At 69.8% G+C, this 14,244-nt stretch carries 9 protein-coding genes; 7 read left to right on the top strand and 2 right to left on the bottom strand.

Annotated features, from left to right (window positions below; genetic code table 11):
- Window positions 1-18: 18 nt before the first annotated feature.
- Window positions 19-1,131 carry a YeeE/YedE family protein gene (locus tag B1H55_RS00570; protein WP_077240260.1) on the bottom strand — a complete coding sequence of 371 codons (1,113 nt, stop codon included), beginning with the start codon at window positions 1,129-1,131 and terminating at the stop codon, window positions 19-21.
- Window positions 1,132-1,606: 475 nt separating this feature from the next.
- Window positions 1,607-2,563, bottom strand: coding sequence for a RecB family exonuclease (locus B1H55_RS00565; protein ID WP_077240259.1), 957 nt, complete (start codon window positions 2,561-2,563; stop codon window positions 1,607-1,609).
- A 163-nt stretch (window positions 2,564-2,726) separates the two neighbouring features.
- Here B1H55_RS00565 and fxsT point away from each other — a divergent pair, with 163 nt between their 5' ends.
- From fxsT to B1H55_RS00530, 7 genes are all read left to right on the top strand, one after another.
- Window positions 2,727-5,666, top strand: a complete 2,940-nt coding sequence (gene fxsT, locus B1H55_RS00560) for an FxSxx-COOH system tetratricopeptide repeat protein (protein ID WP_158083318.1) — start codon at window positions 2,727-2,729, stop codon at window positions 5,664-5,666.
- A gap of 30 nt (window positions 5,667-5,696) precedes the next feature.
- Complete coding sequence (locus B1H55_RS00555) at window positions 5,697-6,806, top strand: site-2 protease family protein (protein WP_231952941.1); 1,110 nt, start codon at window positions 5,697-5,699, stop codon at window positions 6,804-6,806.
- Between the two features lie 34 nt (window positions 6,807-6,840).
- Window positions 6,841-8,064 (top strand): multidrug effflux MFS transporter, encoded by a 1,224-nt coding sequence (locus B1H55_RS00550; RefSeq protein WP_077241167.1) that lies wholly within the window; start codon window positions 6,841-6,843, stop codon window positions 8,062-8,064.
- 300 nt (window positions 8,065-8,364) lie between these two features.
- On the top strand, window positions 8,365-9,330 hold the full coding sequence (locus tag B1H55_RS00545; RefSeq protein WP_077241166.1) for a restriction endonuclease: 966 nt from the start codon (window positions 8,365-8,367) through the stop codon (window positions 9,328-9,330).
- Window positions 9,331-9,652: 322 nt separating this feature from the next.
- Entirely contained in the window at window positions 9,653-10,753 is a 1,101-nt protein-coding gene (locus B1H55_RS00540; protein WP_073451834.1) for a tRNA (adenine-N1)-methyltransferase, read from the top strand.
- Window positions 10,746-12,455: a proteasome ATPase gene (gene arc, locus B1H55_RS00535; protein WP_077241165.1), complete on the top strand. Its 1,710-nt coding sequence runs from the start codon at window positions 10,746-10,748 to the stop codon at window positions 12,453-12,455. The genes B1H55_RS00540 and arc overlap by 8 nt, the downstream gene beginning before the upstream one ends.
- 38 nt (window positions 12,456-12,493) lie before the next feature.
- The gene (locus B1H55_RS00530; RefSeq protein WP_169917267.1) at window positions 12,494-14,203 is read left to right on the top strand and encodes a proteasome accessory factor PafA2 family protein; all 1,710 of its coding nucleotides are present in this window, start codon (window positions 12,494-12,496) and stop codon (window positions 14,201-14,203) included.
- Window positions 14,204-14,244: the final 41 nt, after the last annotated feature.

Raw genomic sequence — 14,244 nt, 5'->3', positions numbered from 1 at the left:
GCGCCGTCGTCGGGTGGATCAGGCGGGGGCGGGTGCGGCCTCGCGGGCGGGGGAGGGCTCGACGTCGGCGGCGGCTGCGCGGGCGGCTCGGGCGGCGCGGCGCTTCTGGCGGGGGCGGATGAGGAGGACCCAGGCGGCGGCTCCGACTCCGAGGATCTGGAAGACGAGCGCGATCCAGCCCTGCCAGGACAGCAGGGAGGTCTGCACGAGCGCGTTGCCGATGGAGCATCCGCCGGCCCAGGCGGCGCCGACGCCCATGAGGAGGCCGCCCAGGATGGAGCGGATGATGATGGTGGCGTCGGGGACGCGCACGCGGAACTCGCCGGAGGCCTTCGCGGCGATGTAGGAGCCGAGGAGGATGCCCAGCACGAGCAGGACGCCCCAGTCGAAGCGGCTGGTGTCCCCGGTGACGATGACACCGATGAGGTTGGCGGACGGCGTCGTGATGCCCAGGCCGTCCTCGCGGCCGGTGGCCCAGGACAGGGGCCAGGCGGCGGCCGCGACGATCCCGACGATAGCCCCGGTGGCCAGGGGGTTCCAGCGCTTCTCGAGGAGCAGGTGGGCCAGGCCGGTGCGGCGGGCGGGCGGGGTGAACTGGGGGCCGCGCGCTGCGGTGAGGCGCAGTTGCCTGCGCGCCAGGAGGGCGACGCCAACGGCGAGGGCGGCGACTCCCACCCACTGCGGCAGGTGGAGGGTGTCCGGGATGGTGGTGAGCTCGGTGGTCCACAGGTCCTTCACCCAGCGGGTGGGGCCGGCGAGGATGCCGGTCTTCGCGGCGGCGGCCGCCAGGGCGTAGGCGATGAGGGCGAACCAGGATCCGACGAGGCCCTCGCCGGCGCGGTAGTAGGTGCCGGTGGCGCAGCCTCCGGCCAGCACGATGCCGATCCCGAAGAGGAGGGAGCCGACGGCGGTGGCGACCACGGAGAGTTGGGGCGCCTCCGGGGCGATGCTGCCGGTGAGGGTGAGGGCGAGGACGCCGATGGCCTGGACGGCGATGGCGATGAGGAAGGCGGTGAGCCAGAAGGAGGATCGTGAGACCCAGAGGTCTCGGAACGCGCCGGTGATGCAGAAGCGGCCGCGTTGGAGGATGAAGCCGAGGGCGGCTCCGGTGATCAGTCCGGTGATGATCATGGGGGTCCTTCCTGGGGCGGGGCGCCGGTGCGGCGCCCGGTTGTTGGGAGGGCCCGGGTGACGGGGCGTGCGGCGTCATGGCGCGGGAGCACTGGGAGCGGCGGTGGCGCCGCGGCGACGCGTCTCGCGGTCAGTGGCCGCGGGGGCGCACGGTGCCGTCACCCGGGGTGTCGGGTGAGCGGTGCGCCTGGTCCGGGGAGGCCGGCGCGGTCATCGCGCCGTGGCCGGTGAGGGGATGCTCGTTGGGTACTGGTTGCGGAGCGCTTGCCCTCAGATCGCCTGGACCAGGCAGCGCATACACATGGCAACCCCGCCGAGGGCGGTGCGGTTGCGGCGTGCGTGGTCCGTGCTCATGCGATCGTCCGTTCAGTCGTGGCGCCGCGAGGTGCGGCGACGTGCCCGGACGTTATCTGGGCGAGCGCCGCTGTGGCAAGCGCTGTCCACGTGAGGCGGCCCACCGAGCGGGCCGGGCGTCTCAGCGGGCGCCTGCCGAGGTGGCGCCGGTGCGGGCGGTGAGGAGGCGGGCGAGGCCGTCGTCCGGCAGTGGGGGAGTCTCGCCGCCGAAGAGGGGGCAGTGGGCCTGGAAGGCGCACCAGTCGCACAGGGGGCCGCGCTTGGGGGTGAAGGTGCCGGCGTGGGCGCAGTCCTCGATGTCGTCCCAGATGCGGGCCAGGCGCGTCTCGGTGGCCTCGAGCTCGGGCAGGCGCGGGTCATGGGTGAGGGTGCGGCCGTCCTTGAGGTAGAGGAGCTGGAGGCGGGCGGGGGCACGCCCGCGCAGGCGCCATAGGACGAGCCCGTAGAAGCGCATCTGGAACAGCGCCTCCTCCTGGAATCTGGGGGAGGGGGATTTGCCGGTCTTGTAGTCGACGACGCGCATGGCTCCGTCGGGGGCGATGTCGAGGCGGTCGACGAAGCCGCGGATGAGCAGGCCATCGGCGATCTCGGTCTCCACGAAGAGCTCGCGCTCGGCGGGGGCGAGGCGCTGGGGGTTCTCCATGCGGAAGTAGGAGGCGATGAGGTCGCGCGCCTGGCCGAGCCAGGCCTCGATCTGCGCGGGCTCCTCGAAGAGCCCCATGACCTCCGGGCTCTTGGCGCGGTGAGCCTCCCACTGCTCGGGCAGCATGGCGAGGGCGGCCTCCGGGGTGCGCTCGCGCGCGGGCAGGTCGTAGAGGCGCTCGAGGATCGCGTGGACGAGCGTGCCCTTGTGGGTGGCGAGCGAGCCGGGCTCGGCCAGGCCATCCACGGTGCGCAGGCGGAACAGCAGGGGGCACTGGAGGAAGTCCTTTGCTCGCGACGGCGAGAGCGCCGTCCGGCGAGGCCCCCTGCGCGCAGGCCGCCTGGAGCCCGGCCCCGTGGCCCGGGGGCGGGTGGTGGCCGGGGCGGCGGGCGCGGGGGATGAGGGCGCTGCGGGCGCCGTGCCATCTACTGTCATGGTGGCACCGTACCCCGGGGCTCCGACATGAATCCGAGTGGCGGGAGGGGGGAGGACGCCCCGCGCGGGAAGGCGGCGAGAGCGGCAGGGCTGCGATGCGGAGATGGCGACTGGCCTGCTCATTCGTACGAGTTCGTGCCCCGAGGAGGACTACGCTGCGGCCATGGACCCGTTCTCCCTCGGTGGTGTGGCCTCCAGCGTTGTCTCGGTGCTTCTCCGCTCCGCGGACCTGTGCCTCAACCCCTCGTGGTCCGGCGCGGCCGCGCTGAGCAACGATGGCAGGCAGGCCGCCGGTCGGCTCCGTGCCTTCGCTCAGGACACGAACGCGCAGGCGCGGATCGCCAAGAGGATCGAGAAGCGTCTGGCAGATGAGGTGGAACGGCTCCCGCAGGAGAGGCGTGCTGCGCTCGATGGCGTGGCGGCCGCCGTGGAGACGGTTCTCACGAACGCGCTCGCCTCGGATGAGGAGCTGCTGGAGGTGGTGCGGCGTCCGGAGGACCTCGCCGGGCTCCTGAGGAGGCAGGGGCGAGCTCAGAGGGATGACCTTGATGCCGCTGCTGAGTCCGCTTTCGATTCCCTCATCGAGATCGTGGCCGGAGAGCTCGCGGTGATCGTGCCGTCATCGCCGTCATTCGATGAGGCCCATGCTCGGTATGTCATGGATGCGCTCGATACGATCGTCGCGACGACGTCGCGCACGGAGAGCATGGTTGAGGATGTGTTGTCCGGCCAGAAGGAGATCTTCGGAAGGATCGATCGCCTCGGAGGCGGGATGAGTGGACGGAGGCATCCCCTCGGAGATGGACCCGTGTGCTTCGGGGCTATTCCTGGCCGAGCTCCGGGATATATCGCACGCGATGAGTATCGGCGTCTGTGCGATGCACTCGCCGACGGCGGCGAGGCGACTCTCTCGGCGTTGCGGGGCATGAAAGGCGTCGGCAAATCCCAGATCGCGGCGCAGTACGCGCGTGACTGCCGGGATGCGGGCTGGAACCTCGTGGCCTGGATCAACGCGGCTCCAGCCGGCGCCCCGGACGAAGGGCTGCCCAGCGGCGCGGAGACGGGGCTCGCCGAACTGGCGAACCAACTCGGGCTCGTCGATCCGTCAGCTCCTCCGGCGAAGAGCGCTCGGACTCTGGTGGACTGGCTCAACTCGGGTGAGGCGGTGGATCGGCTCATCGTATTCGACAACCTGGAGCGCGCCGACGATCTTCGGGAGTTGCAGCTGATAGGTCCCGGTTTGCGGGTCATCGTGACGACGAACCTCCGAGGCGGGGTACTGGGCGAATCGATCCCCGTGGAGGTCTTCAGCCGGGAGCAGTCCAAGGCCTTCCTGCAGGAGCGGCTCCCCGGGATCACCGATGCCGATGCGGACAGGCTCGCCGGGCTCCTCGGTGATCTTCCGGTGGCGTTGTCTCAAGCGGTGTCAACAATGAAGGCGGAGGACTACGCTCCGTTGGAGTACATGGAGCTTCTTGAAGAGGTGCCGCTTGAGGAGGCGATGGATCGCTCGGATGGCGACGACTACCCGCACGCCGTGTGGCAGGCCCTGCGCCTCAGTCATCGGACTGCCCTGGAGGCGCTGGGTGAGCGGGATGCGGAGCAGGCTCGTTCAGCGCATCTTCAGTTGGGGATGCTGTCGATTATGCCGGAGGGCGGTGTTCCTCGTGACTGGCTCTACTATGCTGATGGCGATCATTCTCGTGCGGCGAGGAAGTCATTGGCGTTCCTCTGCGAGCGCGGCATCATCTCGAAGACGGAGAATAATATCACCCGCGCGGGCGTCGTTTCGCTGCACCGTCTCCAGTCGAGAGTGGTTCGTGAAGAGGTGGGCCGTGATGGTGAATTAGGGGTGATCGCCAATGCCGTTATCTCCGCCCTTGTATCGGTGCTTAACGAGTCCGATCTCGATAATCCTGATGATGTGGGGCGCAATTCGATCATCGCAGTGATTGACAGCCTCTCACTTTTGGGGGGCCTCGACCTGGATTCCGTCAGTGTCAATGTCGAGAAGATCTCTGATCTTCTCCTCTTGGCTCAACGGCGTGCGGACGAGGCGGGACTCGCTTCGTTTGCCATGTCGTTAGTAGAAATCGTTAATCGTGTCGCATTGAAATTGGGCTCCGACCATCCGCGCACTCTATCCTTGTACAACAACCTCGCGGGCGCCTATGTGTCTGCTGGGACTTTGGATGAGGCCATCCGTCTTGATGAACAGACTCTGGAGGACTGCCTCAGGGTTCTGGGCCCCGACCACCCGCACACCCTGACTATGCGCAATAATCTCGCTTACGCCTATCAGTCTGCTGAGCGTTTGGATGAGGCGATCCTGCTGTTCGAACAATCCCTGGAGGAGAGCCTCAAGGTGTTGGGGGCTGACCACTCGAATAGTCTGACTTTACGCAACAACCTTGCGTCCGCCTATCGATCTGCTGGGCGGCTGAAGGAGGCCATCCGTCTTTATGAGCAGACCCTGGGGGATCGTCTCAGGGTGCTGGGGGTCGACCATCCGGATACTTTCGCCACGCGTAGCGATCTCGCGGGCGCCTATGAGGATGGTGGGCGATTGAGTGAAGCACTTCCTCTTTATGAGCAGGCCCTGACAGGGAATCTCAAGGTGCTAGGTATTTATCATCCGAATACTTTGACTGTACGTAATAATCTTGCGGGCGCCTATCGATCTGCTGGGCGGCTGGATGAGGCGATCTCGCTATTCGAGCAGACTCTGGAGGACTGCCTCAAGGTGCTGGGCACCGACAACCCAAAATCTCTGACCTTGTGCAACAATCTCGCAGGTGCCTACCGATCTGCTAGACGGATGGGCGAGGCCATCCGTCTTTATGAGCAAACCCTGGAGGGCCGTATCAGGGTCTTGGGGGTCGACCATCCGGATACCTTGGCTTCGCGCAATAATCTCGCAGGTGCCTATGAATTTGATGGACGGATGGACGAGGCGATCACGCTATTTGAACATACCCTGGAGGACTGCCTCAGGGTTCTGGGCTCTGAGCATCCTCTCACCAAGCAAGTCGCCGCGAACCTTGAGGCCGCCCGCCGCTTGCGCGACGGGCACCAGCCTCCCCCGCCGGACGCCCCCGACTGACCGCCCGCCCGCCCCGGTAGTCTCGGGCGCATGCCACCTGCATCCACGCGCAACGGGGAGATGACCCTGGGACGGGTCGGCGGCGCGCCCGTCGTCGTCTCCTCCACCTCCCTGCTCCTCGGACTCATCATCGCCGCCTCCTGGCACCCCCTGGTCACCAACGCCCTCGGGGACCTCGGCATCGTCGTCGTCCTGGGAACCGTGGCCGCCACCGTCATCGGCGTCGCCATCTCGATCCTCCTCCACGAGCTCGCCCACGGCCTGGTCGGCGCCGCCCTCGGCCGCCCACCCATCCGCTACGAGCTGCTCCTGTGGGGCGGACGCACCAGCTTCGGCCCGCCTAGGCGCGCCTGGTCCCCCTGGCGCGACGCAACCTGCTCCCTCGCCGGCCCCGCCACCAACGCCCTCCTATGGATCGCCGGCCGCACCGCCCTCGACTCCGGCGCCCTCACCACCCCCGCCATCTACGTCGCCGTCTGGGCCATCACCTGGCTCAACCTCGCCCTCGCCATCTTCAACGCCCTGCCCGGCCTGCCCCTCGACGGCGGCCAGGCCCTCGCCTCCCTCATCACCCAGGCCACCGGCAACCGCGCCGCCGGCCTCAAGGCGGCCGCCTGGGGAGGGCTCGCCGTCGTCGCCGGGATCGCCTGGCTCTACCTCCTCCAGCCCCTCCTCATCGACCACCACCGCCCCAGCTCCACCAGTCTCATCCTTGCCGCCATGGTCGGCTGGACCATCGGCTCCACCAGCTGGCGCGTCCTCGGCCTCGGGGGCGCCCAGCGCGCCGCCGCCCGCCTCGATCTGCGCTCCCTCACCCGTCCCATCGCCACGCTCCCCGCCGCCACCCCTCTCGCCCGCGTCCGCACCGCGCTCGACGACGGTGCCGCCCTCGCCCTCATCACCGACGGCCCCACCATCCTCGGCACCATCGACGCCGTCGGCCTGGCCGAGCTCGGCGCCATGGGGGAGGGCGCCACCGCTGAGCAGGTCTGCACTGTCCTGCCCGCCGCGGCCATCACCACGCACCTGACCGGCCAGGAGGCCGCCGACGCCCTCAAAGCCGCGCGCGCGGTCTCCCGCTGGCTCATCGTCATCGACGGCGGACGCATGATCGGCGCCGTCCCCACCGGCGCCCGCTGACCCGAAGGACCACTCACCCGAGTAGAAGGAATGCATGAACCCACCCCGGAACCCCGAGGCCCCCATCACCGTCGGCCTCATCATCGCCCTCGCCATCCAGAACGCCGTGCCGCCCTTCGCCACGGACATGTACTCGCCCGCCTTCCCACAAGTCGCCGCCGACCTCGGAACCTCAGCCACCGCCGTCGGGCTGACCCTGACCGCCTTCTTCATCGGCATGGGCACCGGCCAGCTCGCGGGCGGCACCGCCTCCGACCGCTACGGCCGGCGCCACCCCATCATCACCGGCGGACTCATCTGCACCCTCGGCGGCATCGTCTGCGCCCTCGCGCCCGGCATCGGCATCCTCCTGGCCGGGCGGATCCTCCAGGGCTTCGGCGGGGGAATCGCCTCCGTCGTCGGGCGCGCCGTCATCGTCGACGTCGCCCACGGCGACCGCCTCGCCCGCATCATGTCCATCCTCATGGCGGTGGGCGGCCTGGCCCCCATGCTCGCGCCGGTGACGGGCAGCGCCGTCCTATCCCTTGCGACTTGGCGGATGATCTTCTGGTGCCTGGCCGGATTCGGGCTGCTCATGATGGCCATGGCCGCGATCGTCATCCCCGAGACCCTTCCGGCATCCGACCGCCGCCGCGGGGGGCTGCGCCGATTCGCCGCCGGATTCGCCGAGCTCGTGCGCCACAAGCGATTCATGGGCTACATGCTCACCTCCGCGTTCTCCGGCTTCGCCATGTTCGCCTACATCTCCGCCTCCTCCTTCGTGCTGCAGGAGATCAAGGGACTCACCGCCATGCAGTACTCCGTGTTCTTCGGCTGCACCGCCGGGGCCAACATGCTCATGGCGCTGACCAACTCCCGGCTCGTGGGGCGCTACCGGCCCCGGCGGCTCATCGCCGTCGGGCTCGGGATCTCCGGGGGCGGGATCGTGCTGGTGACCCTGGCCGTGCTCGCCTGGAACGCGGCGCTCGTGCCGCTGTGCGCGGGCTTCGTGCTCACCATGGCGGCGCAGGGCCTCATCTTCGGCAACGCCAGCGCGCTCGCCCTCGGCGAGGTGCGGCACGTGGCCGGGGCGGCTAGCGCCCTCATGGGCGTCGTGCAGGCGATCGCCATGGGAATCTCCGCGCCGCTGGCCAGCTCCGGGGGCGGGGCCAGCGCCACGCCCATGGTCGCCGTCATGCTCACCGGCATCATCGGCGCCTGGGCCGCCTACCTCCTCGTGGGTCGTGCGCCCTCGCAGCGCCGTCTGCCCGGGGTGTGAGGGGGATGAGGTAGACCTGATGCCTGCGGTAAGCGAAGATGACATTCTTCATAGATGACATCGAGAACGTCCTGCCCGCACGATACGACGACCGCGTCGTCTGCTATCTTCGCGTGCTGATGAAGTGCTGACATGCTTGCAGCCAAGGCGTGCGAGACTGCGCAGCGCCCACCCCCAATTATCTTCCAAATCTCTCGGCATTGGAGGAAGGGCCTAGCGCTCAATTCGGAGACGAGCTCTACGTCCACTGTCATACGATGCCATACGACCGCGTCCTCGTAGGCGCGTGAAGGAGCCCTGATGCTGCAGACTGAGATCCCCTCGATCGACCACTTCCGCCCCGCGGTCCTCGCCGTGCTTGAGGACGGCCGTGAACGCTCCTCGCAGGAGATCGTGTGCGAGTCTGCGCAGTTTCTGGGCCTCACCGAGGAGCAGATGGCTGAAACCCTTCCGTCAGGCCAGTTGCGCTATGCCAATCGCGCAGGCTGGGCGATGTCCTCCTTCGCTCAGGCGGGGCTCGTCTCAAAACCTCGTCGAGGCCGCTATGTCATCACTGCTGATGGGCTCGCCGTCGCATCCCGCAATCTTATCTCCTACTCGGAGAAGGATATGCTGGAATGGCCCGCCTGGGCCAAGTATCAGCGCGAGATCGCCGAACGGCATGCCATGTCCTCGGACCAGGAAATCATGGGCGACGCTGCGCCGAACCAGCACGTCAAGACAGGTCTGCAAGATGATGGGGGTCCGATTGAGCGCATCGAGTCCGCCGTCGTCGAGTCCAACGCTCAGGTGGAGACCGAACTACGTAGGAGACTCCAGGAAGCCTCACCGGAATTCTTCGAGAAAGCCGTTGTCGATCTCCTGTGGGCGATGGGTTACGGAGGTGCCCATGGGCAGAAGCAGCATGTCGGGCGTTCCGGAGACGGAGGCATTGACGGGATCATTCGCCAAGATGCGCTCGGCCTGCAGAAGGTCTATATCCAAGCCAAGCGATATTCGGATGGCAAAACGGTCGGCAGCCCTATCCTCCAGCAGTTCCTCGGGGCGCTGACCACCAACGGTGCCGACCGTGGCGTGCTCATCACCACCTCGCGCTTCAGTGCCAATGCGAATCGCATGGCCACCGATCTTCTGCACAACCGAGTCGTGCTCATCGATGGGATCGAGCTGACTCGCCTCATGCTGGCCTACGGCGTCGGCGTGCAGACCGTGCGCATACTCAACATCTACCGTGTCGACGAGGACTACTTCGACGCCGTTGACTGACGGCGGGATGCGCCGCGCCCTCCCAGCGCCGTCTGCCCGGGGTGTGAGGGGGTGTGCGGGGCGAAAATGGCGAGGTTTGAGGATTGCTCGGCTGAACCGCGGTGATTGATCATTCAAGGACCGCATGATCCTGCGGATCTGGCGGCCGCTGGGAGGGGTTGGGGGAGAAGCAATCCTCAAACCTCGCCATTTTCGCTAGGGCAAGGCGCTCAGGTCTGTGACAGGAGTGGCGCATGGGAGCTGTGAGGCAAGGTGGCTCGCCCGGTCTCGCGGGAGGAACACGGCGGGGGAGGGCAGGAGGGCGGCGCATAGACTGGGGCCGATGAGCGAGCAGGACACTCAGAACCCGCAGACCGCCCCGAAACTCCCCCCGCGCCACGTCACCCAGGAGATCCTGGGCCAGGCCGGGCGCCGCGGCCCCTTCCGCTACGGCGAGCGCATCCAGGTCACCGATGTCAAGGGCTCCAAGAACACCTTCCACCTCCACCCCCAGGGCTACTTCCAGTCCGCGCGCGGATCCTTCCACCACCGCGATGTCGTCGGCAGGCAGGAGGGGACCGTCCTGACCACCGACTCCGGCCACGAGCTCCTCCTCCTGCGCCCCCTGCTCGCCGACTACGTCCTGTCCATGCCCCGCGGTGCCCAAGTGGTCTACGCCAAGGACTCCGGCCAGATCATCGCCCTGGGCGACATCTTCCCCGGCGCCCGCGTCCTCGAGGCCGGGGTCGGCTCCGGCGCCCTGACGATGAACCTCCTGTCCGCCATCGGGGAGACCGGGCACCTCATGTCCATCGAGCGGCGCGAGGACTTCGCCGCCATCGCCGCCTCCAACGTCGACTCCTGGTTCGGGGGCCATCACCCCGCCTGGGAGCTGCGCACCGGCGACTTCAACGACGTCGTCGCCGCGCGCGTCGCGGACGCCTCCATCGACCGTGTCGTCCTGGACATGCTCGCCCCGTGGGAGAACATCGAGGCCTCCGCCCGCGTCCTGGCCCCCGGCGGCCTCTTCCTCGCCTACGTCGCCACCACCACCCAGATGTCCCGCACCGTCGAGGCCCTGCGCCACTCCCTCCTCTTCACCGAGCCCGAGGCCTGGGAGTCCATGGTGCGCACGTGGAACGTCGACGGCCTGTCCGTGCGCCCCGACCACCGCATGGTCGCCCACACCGGATTCCTCCTCACCGCCCGCCGCTTGGCCCCCGGAAGCGCGCCGCTGACGCGCAAGCGCCCACCCGCCCGCGGTGCCTACGATGACGCCGGCTACTGGATCCCCGAGGACGTGCGTGAGCGCACGAGCACTGACCGCAAGGTCCGCCGCGTCCTGCGCGACTGCCGCGCCAAGCAGCCCGAGGACGCCACCCCTGTCCTCCCCGGCGTCCCCACCGCCGGGGGCGACGGCGCCCAGGAGCCCCTCGATGACTGACACCGCCGATCTGGGCATGCCCGCCCCGTCCTTCATCAGCCATCAGCTGCGCGAGGCCCGCGCCGAGGCCATCTCCCTGGCGGAGAAGAACGAGCGCCTCGCCCGGGCCCTCACCACTGCCCGCGAGCGGATCGCCGAACTCGGTACCCAGCTCGACGCCGTCACCCACCCGCCCGTCACCCTCGCCCTCCTCACCGGGCTCCACACCCGCTCCGGCCGAGACGACGGCGAGGCCTCGCCCGCAGGCACCCCGACCGCCCCTGCCCCCGAGGCGCTCGTGCTCCTGGGCGGGCGCACCATGAGCCTCGGCCTGCGCCCGGGCCTCGATCCCGCTGCCCTGCGCATCGGTCAGCTCGTCGCCGTCAACGACGCCATGCTCGTCGTCGACGCCCTGCCCGAGCCTGACACCGGCGAGGCCGTCGTCCTCGACGAGGTCCTCGATGACGCCCGCGCCCTCGTGACCACTGGCTCCGGCGCCACCCGCGTCCTGCGCCTCGGCGGCGCCCTGGACGCCGGCGCGCTCACCCCCGGCACCACGCTGGCCGCCGACCTGCGCGCGGACGTGGCCACCGCGATCATCGAGCGCACGAGCGTCGAGCAGCTCGTCGTCGCTGAGACACCGGACGTCACCTGGGAGGACATCGGTGGGCTCGGCCCCCAGATCCAGGCGATTCGTGACGCCCTCGAGCTGCCCTTCGCCCACCCCGGCCTCTACCGCGCCTACGGCCTGCGCGCCCCCAAGGGCCTTCTCCTCTACGGCCCGCCCGGCTGCGGCAAGACCCTCATCGCCAAGGCCGTCGCCACCTCGCTCGCCGCCGGCGGGGAAGGGGCCGACGGCGAGCGCGCCACGGGCCGCACTGCCGCCTTCCTCAACATCAAGGGCCCCGAGCTGCTCAGCAAATTCGTCGGGGAGACCGAGAGGCAGATCCGCGCGATCTTCGAGCAGGCGCGCAAAGCCGCCGCCGAGGACCGGCCCGTCGTCATCTTCTTCGATGAGATGGAGGCGCTCTTCCGCACCCGCGGCACCGGGGTCTCCAGTGACGTCGAGACCATGATCGTCCCGCAGGTCCTGGCCGAGATCGACGGCGTGGAGTCCCTGCGCAACGTCGTCATCATCGGGGCCTCCAACCGCGAGGACATGATCGACCCCGCGATCCTGCGCCCCGGCCGCCTCGACGTGAAGATCCGCGTCTCCCGCCCCGACGCCGCCCAGGCCCTCGACATCCTCGCCCGCCACCTCAACGCCGACCTGCCCCTGGACCCCGCCGAGCTCGCCGCCCACGAGGGCGACCGCGAGGCCACCGCCGCCGCCATGCGCGCCGCCGCCGTCGACGCCCTCTACGCCCGCACACCGGCCACCGCCGTCCTCGAGGTCGTCTACGCGTCGGGCGCCACTCAGACGCTCCATCTCGGCGACCTCGTCAGCGGGGCGATGCTCGCCCAGATCGTCGCCCGCGCCAAGACCGCCGCCATCAAGGACGAGATCTCCGGCGGAACCGGCGGGCTCTCCACCGCCCGCGTACTGGCCGCCGTCGACGCCGAGGCCAGGCAGAACGAGGAGATCACCGGCGCCACCAGCCCCGAAGGCTGGGCCAGGCTCGTCGGCGCCCACTCCGAGCCGATCCGCGGCGCGCGGCGCCTGGGCGCCGCCGGCACCGCCGTCAGCGCCGCGCGGCCCCATGAGACCCAGGAAGGCGCATGACCACCTCAGCCACCTCCGCTACTAACTCTGCCAGTTCCATGCCCGCTACTACCCGGGCTCCCGTCACCGCCGCGCTCGGCCCCACGACGAGACCGGTCGGCCTCGAGACCGAGTTCGGCGTCACCGAGCCCGGCAACTCCCGCGCCAACCCCGTCGTGCTCTCCAGCCTCATCGTCGACGCCTACGCCGCCCGCTCCCGCCCGGGCCTGCCCGGTGCCGCCCCGGTGACCTGGGACTACGAGGGGGAGGACCCTCTGGCGGACCTGCGCGGCGGGCGCATCGACCGCGCCGCCGCCCACCCCAGCCAGCTCACCGACGATCCCACCGCCCCCGCCCCCTCCGGCGACGCGCCCGCCGACGGCGGCCCCGCGGGCCCCGACTGGGGGACCCGCCCCAGGCTGAGTGTCGAGGAGGCCGCGCTTCCCCGGGCCACCACGGCCGTGCTCGCCAACGGCGCGCGCCTCTACGTGGACCACGCCCACCCCGAGTACTCGGCCCCGGAGGCCCTCACCCCCACGGACGCCCTGGCCTGGGACCGTGCGGGAGAGGTCATCGCCCGGCGCGCCATGGAGGCCCGGGCCCGCTCCGGCGGCCCCGAGATCGTCCTGTACAAGAACAACACCGACGGCAAGGGCGCCGCCTACGGCAGCCATGAGAACTACCTCGTGCGCCGCGACCTGCCCCTCGACGCCCTCACCGCGGCCCTGACGCCCTTCCTCATGACCCGGCCGGTCGTCGTCGGCGCCGGGCGCGTGGGGCTGGGGGAGCGCAGCGAGCGCCCCGGCTTCCAGATGAGCCAGCGCGCCGACTTCATCGGATGCCCCATCGGCCTGCAGACCACCTTCAACCGGCCCATCGTCAACACCCGCGACGAGCCCCACGCCGACGCGGCCCGCTGGCGCCGCTTCCACGTCATCAATGGCGACGCCAACCGCTTCGACGTTCCCGGCTACCTCAAGATCGCCACCACCGACCTTCTCCTGTGGTTCCTGGAGCGCTCCCACGAGCGCGGCGAGGGGCTCGGCGCACTCGCGCCCCTGCGGATCCTCGGCGACCCCGTCGAGCAGCAGTGGGCCCTCTCCCATGACACGGCCCTCGCCTATCCGCTCACCACCGAGGACGGGCCCATGAGCGCCGTCGCCATCCAGCGCTCGCTCCTGGAGGCCATCTCCGCCGCGCTCGACGCCGACTACGGGGGCATCGGCGCGCAGAGCCTCGGTGAGGAGACCGCCCGCGCCCTGGCCCTGTGGGAGGAGGTGCTGAGCCTCCTCGAGGCGATCGCCGCCGCGCCGGGCGACCTCCAGCCAGTGGCGGCCGCCGCGCCCATGATCGAGTGGGCCGCCAAGATGCAGCTCTGCGAGGGGCTGCGCGCGCGCTCGGGCACCGACTGGAATGATCCGCGCCTGGCCGCTCTCGATATCACCTGGGGCGACCTGCGCGCGGGTTCGATCATCGACCGCCTCGACGCCGCCGGCCGCGTCCGCCGCCTCCTCGACCCCTCGCGCATCGAGGCCGCCGCCGACACCCCGCCGGCGGGCACCCGCGCCGCCGTGCGGGGCCGTGCGATCGCCACGATCCCCGAGGTCGTCTCCGCCTCCTGGACCAGTCTCGTCATCGATGCTCCCCAGCGCCCCCGGCTCATCCGAGTCGCCCTGCCGGGCGCCGTCGCCGTCACCGAGGCCGAGACTGAGGGACTTCTCACGGCGATTGGGCGCGCGGCCCAAGGTGGGGGAGACTGGGCCCAGTGATCGCCCGTCACTCCCGACCCACCCGCCCCAACCGTCGGGCC

The organism is Actinomyces denticolens (genome assembly GCF_002072185.1).
Taxonomy (GTDB): Bacteria; Actinomycetota; Actinomycetes; order Actinomycetales; family Actinomycetaceae; genus Actinomyces; species Actinomyces denticolens.
Note: the sequence above shows the minus strand (reverse complement) of the source record. Positions and strands in the feature narration are given on the sequence as shown.

What these genes read in the sequence shown, in the direction of transcription:
- B1H55_RS00570 (WP_077240260.1), bottom strand. Translation starts at nt 1,131, where the DNA reads ATGATCATCACCGGACTGATCACCGGAGCCGCCCTCGGCTTCATCCTC.
- B1H55_RS00565 (WP_077240259.1), bottom strand. Translation starts at nt 2,563, where the DNA reads ATGACAGTAGATGGCACGGCGCCCGCAGCGCCCTCATCCCCCGCGCCC.
- fxsT (WP_158083318.1), top strand. Translation starts at nt 2,727, where the DNA reads ATGGACCCGTTCTCCCTCGGTGGTGTGGCCTCCAGCGTTGTCTCGGTG.
- B1H55_RS00555 (WP_231952941.1), top strand. Translation starts at nt 5,697, where the DNA reads ATGCCACCTGCATCCACGCGCAACGGGGAGATGACCCTGGGACGGGTC.
- B1H55_RS00550 (WP_077241167.1), top strand. Translation starts at nt 6,841, where the DNA reads ATGAACCCACCCCGGAACCCCGAGGCCCCCATCACCGTCGGCCTCATC.
- B1H55_RS00545 (WP_077241166.1), top strand. Translation starts at nt 8,365, where the DNA reads ATGCTGCAGACTGAGATCCCCTCGATCGACCACTTCCGCCCCGCGGTC.
- B1H55_RS00540 (WP_073451834.1), top strand. Translation starts at nt 9,653, where the DNA reads ATGAGCGAGCAGGACACTCAGAACCCGCAGACCGCCCCGAAACTCCCC.
- arc (WP_077241165.1), top strand. Translation starts at nt 10,746, where the DNA reads ATGACTGACACCGCCGATCTGGGCATGCCCGCCCCGTCCTTCATCAGC.
- B1H55_RS00530 (WP_169917267.1), top strand. Translation starts at nt 12,494, where the DNA reads ATGCCCGCTACTACCCGGGCTCCCGTCACCGCCGCGCTCGGCCCCACG.